Below are 8,107 nucleotides of genomic sequence, written 5' to 3'. Positions count from 1 at the left end.
GGGGGGGGGGGGGGGGGTGGGGGGGGGGGGGTGGGGTGGGTGGGTGGTGGGGGGGGGGGGGTGGGGGGGGGGGGGGGTGGTGGGGGCCCGGGCGGCCCGGACGGCCAGCGCGCGCCGTCGGCGGTGCCGGTGAGCGAGCCGGCGGGCCTGCGCGGAGGAGGTGAGGAGCAGTGCGGTGAGCCAGCCGACGACGGCGAGCAGGCACCAGGGTGAGACGACCCAGATGTCGGCCGTGGTCGTGACGGCCCGGGTGGTCGACAGATCGGCGTGGTACGACACGACCGCGGTGAGCCGGGTCCGGCCGAGACCGAGTGGGAGGGCGCGCCAGGAGATCGGCTGGTCGGCCCATTTGCCGGGCATGAACAGCTGCGGAGGCTGCCGCAGGTTGTTGTCGAGGCGCGCGGTGTGCCCGTGCAGGACGGCATGACCGATGCCGGTCGGACGCAGGTCCGCGGTCACCTCGTGGAAGGCGAACAGACTTGACGGGCCATCGTCGACGATGCGCAGGGTCGCCTCCCCGTGGGTGGCGAGTTGCACGTGGCCCAGCACCGGCAGACGTCGGCCCGAGTCCCGCAGGTGGGCGCTGGCATGTTCGTGGGTGTCACCGGGGACCTGCAACGTGACCAGGGCACCCAGCTGATGGAGCACCGTGACTCCGGGGCCGCCGCTCAACGGCCGGGCGAGGAAGCCCAGCAGGTAACCGCCGGGCGCCAGCGCGGGCGGGACGGCGACCTTCACGTCGATCGAGGTCGTCGAGCCGGGGCTGGCGACGAACCGGGACGGGGACCAGGAAACGCCGGAACCGAAGCGGGGGTCCGGTGCGTCCCTGAAGTCCAGCCGGCCATTGTTACCCGGGATGGGCGTGGCCGGGCGGATACCGACCGGGACAGCCTCGTGCCCCGGGTTGGTGACGAGGAAGTGGGCGAGAACGGTCTGGCCGGGAACCGCCCGTGTCGGCCTGCCCGGCGGGTCGAACGTCACCTGTAGCTCGGGCCCGTGCACTGCCGCTGCCGCTCTGGGTGCACTACCGGGTGCCTCGCCGCCGGACGGCTCGTTCTGCGCGCGGGCCGGTGTGCCGGCGATGCCGAGGACGGCCGCCGCCAGGACGACGGCCGTCGCGGCGGCTCGGGCCCGGCCGCGGTGGTGTCTTGTACATGTCACGCCACATTCTCCAGTCCCCCAATCTTGCCGACCCCAATCCTGTCCGAGATTTCGCGAAGCGCAAGGGAGGTGGCGATTCGGAAGCGGGTTTCGGCCCGGCCGCTCCGGGTCGACACCTGGAGCGGAATTTTCCGGCGCGTCGAAGTTCACGCCGCCGGCGGCTGGGATCATCACGGCAGGCCGTCGTTTTCTGTCTTTTCCAACCGGATGTCCAGGTTGCCGAACTTGCATTTTCCGGCTACCCGTTCCACCCTCGCCGGGGAGCTGTAAGACGGCAGTGCGCCCGACCCGCCAGAGCGAGCACACTGCCGGTCCCAGTCAACCAGAACACATTCTGCGTGCTGACCGCTTGTTCTTTACGTGTAGGTGGGGGTCACCGTGTACACGATGTTTCCGTGGAAGGCGCCGGACGGCTGGCTGAAGTCCACCGCAATCTGGTTGTTGAGGGTGAGGGTGTCGAAACCGCCGTCGGTTCCGGCTGTCGCCGTCACGATGGTCTGCGGGGTAGTCGGGTCATAACCGACGTACTTGTCCGCGGTGTAGGGGGCGGAGAGGGTCGCTCCGGAGGTGGAGCTCGGGGTCAGGGTGGCCTGGGCGGCGAACCTGTTGGTGGTCAACGTGGCCGACCCGGCGGTGCTCTCCTGCTGCACGAACGTCGGGTCCGGCGCCATGGCCGCGGCCAGGGTGTAGCCGCCGCCCGCGTTCGTCTGGACGGTCAGGGTGACGGTCTTGGCGGCGACCGGGCCGGCCGGGGTGCCGGGAACGGGCTGCAGGGTGAAGGCGGGGGTGTCGTTCGTGAAGATCAGCGAGCGGCCGAGCAGGATCGTGACCGCGGTGTTGGAGTCACCGAAGTTGACATCCGCGCTGGTTCCGGTGTCGATCGTCGCAGGCCCGGTGGCCTGGGTCGTCACCGTCGAGTTGAGCGGCGGCGGGCTGGGCGTGTCCGTGTTGGTGAACCCGCCGAACTGGACGAAGACGGGCACGCCTGCGGCGACCGCGGCCGGGGTGGTCACCGTGTAGGTCACGGTGTTCGTGCCCGTGTCCAGGGCGACCGTGCCGGCGCCGAGGCCGGCGACGCTGGAGATCGTCGGCGTTCCGGTCGTGCCGGCCGGGACGGTGAAGGTCACCGACGTGACGGTTCCCGCGGTCAGGGTGGTGAAGCTCCAGGTGTAGGTAACCCCCGTCGCACCTGTGGCGTTGTTGTCGACCGACCAGCTCACGTCGGTGAGGGTCGCCGCGGAGGCGGGCCCACCCGATACCACCAGAGCACCGGCGATGATTGCCCCAAGGGTCATCAGCCGGGCGATGGCCTGCCACCCACCGCCACTTTTCTGCGGTTTCTTTCTCCACCTCAGGCCGAGATTCACTGGCATTACTTTGCGTCCTTTCGTATCGGTTGCCCCGCGAGTTCGCCGTCGTTGTGTGGCGACGATCGCGCGGGTGGGTCCCGGAGCTGGCGCCACGTCGAGAACGTGGTCGGGTCGGGGCTGGACCCGGTACGAGTGCGCCGGGTATGCGCAAGTTTCGCCGGCCGCTCCTGTCGCTACCGGGGCAGGTATCGACCAAAAGGGCATGCGAATAGTGCACTGTGCACCGCGCTCGGAACGTAAATGGTCATCGAGTTCACCGGTGCTCGGAGCTCCGCCGTACGCTGGGTATCGCCTTCACCCGTCAGTAAGCGTCGGCAGGCTATCTCCACCCCGCCTTTCCGCTCGGGCAGTTCCCGATCGGCGTTTCCCGGCTTCGGCTTCCATCTCGCCAGTGTCGGGATAAGCGGCTGGGTGGCCGGGGATCCGCCGGAAACCGGGACACCTGGCACCCACCGGCCGGCGCGACCACCATGACGACCTGCCGCACGACCGTCCGCTGGCACGTCGTCCAGCGGCGCGGGGTGCGCGGTGCCGGGAGCGGGGCGTCACCCGCGCACGCGGCCGCCGGCCGGCCGGGCGTCCGGTGGGGTCGGGTGCCGAGTGAGGTCGGGTGCCGGGCGAGGTCGGTGTCGGGCGGCCATCGCGGGCCGGTTGCCGGTGAAACCGGCGTGTAGGGGCGGTGATACCGCCGCTGCCTAACGTTGCTCAGGTCCGATCCCGCGGCGTCCGATCCTCGCTCGGCCCGCATCCCACCCCGGACGGAGGGAGCAGTTGTGACCACCATGCCCGCGGTCCAGGCCAGTGGCCTGGTCAAGAAGTTCGGCGACCTGCGGGCCGTCGACCACATCGACCTCGAGGTGCGTACCGGGGAGATCTTCGGTGTGCTCGGGCCCAACGGCGCCGGGAAGACCACCACGCTGAAGATGCTGGCCACGCTGCTGTCGATCGACGGCGGCCGGGCCGAGATCTTCGGGGTGGACGTCGCCGCCGAGGCGCACCGGGTCCGCCAGCTCATCGGCGTGACCGGCCAGTACGCCTCGGTCGACGAAGACCTCTCCGGCGCGGAGAACCTGTGGCTGTTCGGCCGCCTCCAGGGCCTGAGCTCGAAGGACGCCCGGGCCACCGCCCGGCGGCTGCTGGACCAGTTCGGGCTGGGCGAGGCCGCCGACCGCAGGATCGCGGAGTTCTCCGGCGGCATGCGCCGCCGCCTGGACCTCGCCGCCTCACTCATCACCCGCCCGCCACTGATCTTCCTCGACGAGCCGACGACCGGCCTGGACCCGCGCACCCGCGGCCAGATGTGGGACACCATCCGCGGCCTGGTCGACGATGGCTGCACCGTCCTGCTCACCACGCAGTACCTGGACGAGGCCGACCAGCTCGCCGACCGGGTGTGCGTGATCGACCAGGGCCGCAAGGTGGCCGAGGGCACTCCGGACGCGCTGAAGTCCCAGGTCGGCGACTCCACCCTGCAGCTCGAACTCGCCCCCGGCGCCGACCCGGTCCGGGCCCGTGAGGTGGTGTGGCGGGTCCTCGGGGCGGAGCCGGCCACCACACCCGAGTCGGGACGTCTCAACGTCCCGCTCGACGTTGCCGACCGGGCCGCCGACGTCCTGATCGCGCTGCGCGAGGCCGCCGTCGACATCGCCTCGGTCAGTGTCGCCAAGCCCACCCTGGACGAGGTCTTCTTCGCCCTCACCGGCCATGGCGCCGTCCCCGACCAGAGCCCGACGAGTCCCGCCGAGACCGCCGAGACCGCCGGGACCGCCGACGACCACCATGTCATGGAGGTGGCCTGATGAACACCGTCCTCACCGCACCGTCCGCCGCAGGACCCACCGCACCCACCGCACCGCCGCGGTCGGCGCCACGAATCGACCCCGCCGCCGCGGTCGCCCGCACCCGGTCCCGGGCCGGGGTGGGAGACACCCTCACCCAGACCTTCGCCATGGCGTGGCGAGCGCTGAAGAAGATGCGCCGTAACCCGGAGCAGCTGTTCGACGTGGTGATGCAGCCGCTGCTGTTCACCGCGATGTTCGCCTACGTCTTCGGTGGCGCGATCTCCGGTGACGTACACAGCTACCTGCCGTTGCTGATCCCCGGGATCGTCGCCCAGACCGTGCTCACCACCTGCATGGCCACCGGGACGCAGCTGCGGGAGGACATGGACAAGGGAGTCTTCGACCGGTTCCGGTCCCTGCCGATGTCCCGGGTCGCGCCGCTGGCCGGGCCGATGGTCGCCGACCTGGTCCGCTACCTGATCGCGGCGATGCTCACCTACGCGATGGGGCTGGTTCTCGGCTACCGGCCCGGCGGCGGGGTGCTCGGCGTGTTCGGGGCGATCGTGCTCGCGGTGATCACCGGATGGTCGATGGCGTGGGCGTTCACCTGGATCGGCACGATCGCCAAGAGCGCCCGCAGCGTCCAGGGCATCTCGATGATGATCCTGTTCCCGCTGACCTTCCTGTCGAACGCGTTCGTCCCGGCGAAGACACTGCCGGGGTGGCTGGAGGCGTTCACCCGGGTCAACCCGGTGTCACACCTGGTCTCCGCCACCCGGGACCTGGCGAACAACGGCGTGCTCACCGCACAGGTCGGCTGGACCCTGCTCACCGGACTCGCCGTGATCGTGATCTTCCTACCGCTGTCGGTCCTCAACTACCGGCGCCAGCTGTAGCTCACGGCCGCCCGGTGTGACCAGCCGCGCGACGAGCTGCTCGACGAGGGCCCGGGCCTCGCCGAGTAGCTCGTCGCAGTCCGTCTGGTCGTCGGCCGCAGCCAGGGCCGTGCGCAGCGCGCCCGGCGCCTGCCGTTCGGCCAGCGCCTCGATCCGCGGCCAGGACAGCGACGGGGTCGTCGTGACGCAGGAGAACTGTCGGGCCAGGACGAGCAGCTTCACCGCCACGCGCAGCGTCACCAGCGGTTGCTCGCTGCCGCCGTCCGCGCCGTGCCGCAGGGCCCAGGCGCTGAGTGCGAACAGCAGAGCGCCGCAGGCGGGATAGTCGATCGTGGCTGCCTCGCGTCGCAACACGCCGACACATCGGAGCAGGCCGTCGCGGAACAGGTCGTAGCCGATTTCAAGATCATCTCGGGTGTTCGCGTGCCAGGTGAACGCGGCGAGCGAGAGCGCGTCCGCGACTACCACCCAGGGCTCGGCGCCGGTCGGCACGCTGCCGGGCAGCCGGACCTCGCGCATCTCGCGCGTCGCCGCCAGATGACGGCGCAGGCCGTCGGTGGTGTCACCGCGGGCGAGCGCGAGCTCCGCCCGACCGATCGCCGCCAGGATCGCGCCGCCCAGAGGCGACCCGTCGGGCGGGCCGATCCGGGCAAGGTAGTCCTCGGCCTGCCCGAACCGGCCGTTGTTGATCGCGTCGATCGCGAGCAGAACGTGCAGCTGCGCCACGTCGTCGCGGGCACCGAGGCGTTCCATGACCGGCAGGGCTGCTTGGGCGTGGGACCGCCCGGCGTCCGCATCGCCAAGCTGCATCGTCAGCTCGGCGAGCTGGGCGTGCAGCAGTGCGGTGAGCCACGGCCCGTCCTGCGCCGTGGTCAGGGTCAGCGCCTCGGTGGCCGCCGCGATCGCCGCCCGGGGCGCACCGGCGTTCTCCCGCCGGCGGATCAGCCATACCAGGCAGGCCAGACGGGTCGACCGGTCGGCCTCCGCGGTCAGGCGCATCAGTTGCGCCTCGATGTCCGCCGGCTGGGCCCGGTCCAGCGCGAGCAGTATCTGCACCGTCCCGCGCAGCGCCGCATTGTCCGTCGCCTGCGGACCCAGCCGGGCCAGCAGCTCACCGACCGCGGCCGGCAGTCGGCCATCGCCGATGAACAGCGAGGTGCGGGCGATGATGGTCACTGCCGTGAGCGTCGACGTCAGGGCCGTCGCCGGCGGTTCCCAGCGCGACAGCACGGTGGTGACGGCGTCGAGCAGCACCATCATCCGGGTGTGTTCGCCACGGATCTCCCAGAACATGCCGAGCACCGCTACCAGCCGGGATACCGTCTCGCCGTCGCCCTCGACGAGGGCGGCCCGCAGCTCATCGGCGAGGTTCGTCTCCTCGGCGGCGAGCGCGTCGATCGCGTCGAACTGCCGCTCGCTGACGAGCTCCGCGCCGTGCCGGGTGGCGTGGCCGACCGCCCAGGCCCGCAACGCCCGCCGCGCCGGCGCCTCATCGCCGGCCGCGGTCAGCCGCAGCCGACCGAACTCGCGAACGGTCTCCAACATCCGGTAGCGCACCCCGCCGGCCGACTCGCGCACGCTCAGCAGCGACTGGTCGACCAGGGCCTGCACCGCATCCACCGCATCCACCGCATCGCCGGGATCCACCGCATCGCCGAAGCCGGCCGGGTCACCACGGTCGGCTTCGGCGAGGACGTCCGCGGCGGCGTCCAGGGTGAAACCGTCCGGGAACAGCGACAGCCGGCGTAGCGAGCGCCGCTCCGGCTCGGCGAGCAGGTTCCACGACCAGTCGATCACCGCGAGCAGGGTGCGGTGGCGGTCGGGAGCGGCGCGATCACCGCTGCGCAGCAGCGCGAACCGGTCCGCCAGCCGACGGTCGACGTCGTGCACCGACATCGCCCGCACCCGCGCCGCGGCCAGCTCGATCGCCAGCGGCAGGCCGTCGAGCCGCTCGACGATCCGCCCGACCACCTCGTCGTCGAGGCGGACCGAGGGTCGGGCGGCCGTCGCGCGCTGGCGGAACAGCTCGATCGCGTCGGGGCGGGCCAGTTCCCCGAGCAGATGAACCCGCTCGGCGCCGATGGCCAGGGGTGCCCGGCTGGTCGTGAGTACCCGCAGATCGGCGACGGTTGCGACAAGAAAGGCAACCAGGCCGGCAACCTCGGCGAGGACATGCTCGCAGTTGTCCAGCACCAGCAGGGTCGGCCCCCGAGACAGCCGCGCCGCGATCCGGGAACGCAGGTCGGCGCGCTGCGTGGGGGTCAGCGCCCGGCGCTCGCCGATCGAGTCGCGCACGCCGAGTGCCGAGCCGATCTCCCCCAGCAGATCCTCGGGCGCACTCACCCCGACCAGCCCGACGACGTGCACGGTGGGCAGCTCGGCCTCCCGGGCGAGCAGGTTCGCCAGCCGGGTCTTGCCGAGCCCCCCCGGCCCGACGATCGACACGACCCGCGAGCGGCCCAGCAGCCCCAGCAGCACCTCGACGTCATGCTGGCGGCCCAGCAGGGCCGTGGCGTCGTGGCTGATGCCGGTGCGGACCGGCCGGTCGCGGGCGAGCAGGTCCCGCTGCACCCGGGCGAGTGCCTCCCCGGGGCCTGTGCCGAGGCGTTCCCGCAGGTCGCGGCGGTACTGCTCGTAGCGTTCGAGGGCCGCGCCGGGCCCGCGTACCGCGGCCTCGCTGCGCAGCAGGTCGGCCAGCAGGTCCTCGTCCGCGAGCTGCCGCGGCTGTGCCTGCGCCGCCACCGTCTGCGCCGCGACGAGAACGGGGAACGCCTCGCCGTGGTGGCCCGTTCGGGACTGGGCCCGGGCGAGTAACAGGTGTGCGGCGGCGAGCGCGGCGGCCTGGGCGACATTCGACACGTTCGAGGTGGCGTGGGACTGCAGGTTCGTCGCGGCGCTG

At 71.8% G+C, this 8,107-nt stretch carries 5 protein-coding genes; 2 read left to right on the top strand and 3 right to left on the bottom strand.

Features of this window, described 5'->3' with window-relative positions; genetic code table 11:
- Positions 1 to 1,161 (bottom strand): hypothetical protein (locus ND747_RS18875; RefSeq protein WP_251735048.1); only part of this gene is annotated, 1,161 nt, incomplete at its 3' end.
- Between the two features lie 356 nt (positions 1,162 to 1,517).
- A complete protein-coding gene (locus ND747_RS18870) occupies positions 1,518 to 2,456 on the bottom strand; it encodes a hypothetical protein (protein ID WP_251735046.1) in 939 nt (312 codons plus the stop codon).
- Positions 2,457 to 3,304: 848 nt separating this feature from the next.
- Here ND747_RS18870 and ND747_RS18865 point away from each other — a divergent pair.
- Together ND747_RS18865 and ND747_RS18860 are read left to right on the top strand one after the other, a co-directional pair.
- Positions 3,305 to 4,330 (top strand): ATP-binding cassette domain-containing protein, encoded by a 1,026-nt coding sequence (locus ND747_RS18865; protein WP_251735044.1) that lies wholly within the window; start codon positions 3,305 to 3,307, stop codon positions 4,328 to 4,330.
- On the top strand, positions 4,330 to 5,208 hold the full coding sequence (locus ND747_RS18860) for an ABC transporter permease (RefSeq protein ID WP_251735042.1): 879 nt from the start codon (positions 4,330 to 4,332) through the stop codon (positions 5,206 to 5,208). Before ND747_RS18865 ends, ND747_RS18860 begins: the two co-directional genes overlap by 1 nt.
- Here the strand turns inward: ND747_RS18860 and ND747_RS18855 are convergent.
- Positions 5,170 to 8,107 (bottom strand): AAA family ATPase (locus tag ND747_RS18855; protein WP_251735041.1); only part of this gene is annotated, 2,938 nt, incomplete at its 5' end. The genes ND747_RS18860 and ND747_RS18855 overlap by 39 nt on opposite strands.

Origin of the sequence: Frankia sp. R82, assembly GCF_023716925.1 — a bacterium.
GTDB lineage: Bacteria > Actinomycetota > Actinomycetes > Frankiales > Frankiaceae > Frankia.
This window is presented reverse-complemented; position numbering and strand designations above follow the sequence as displayed.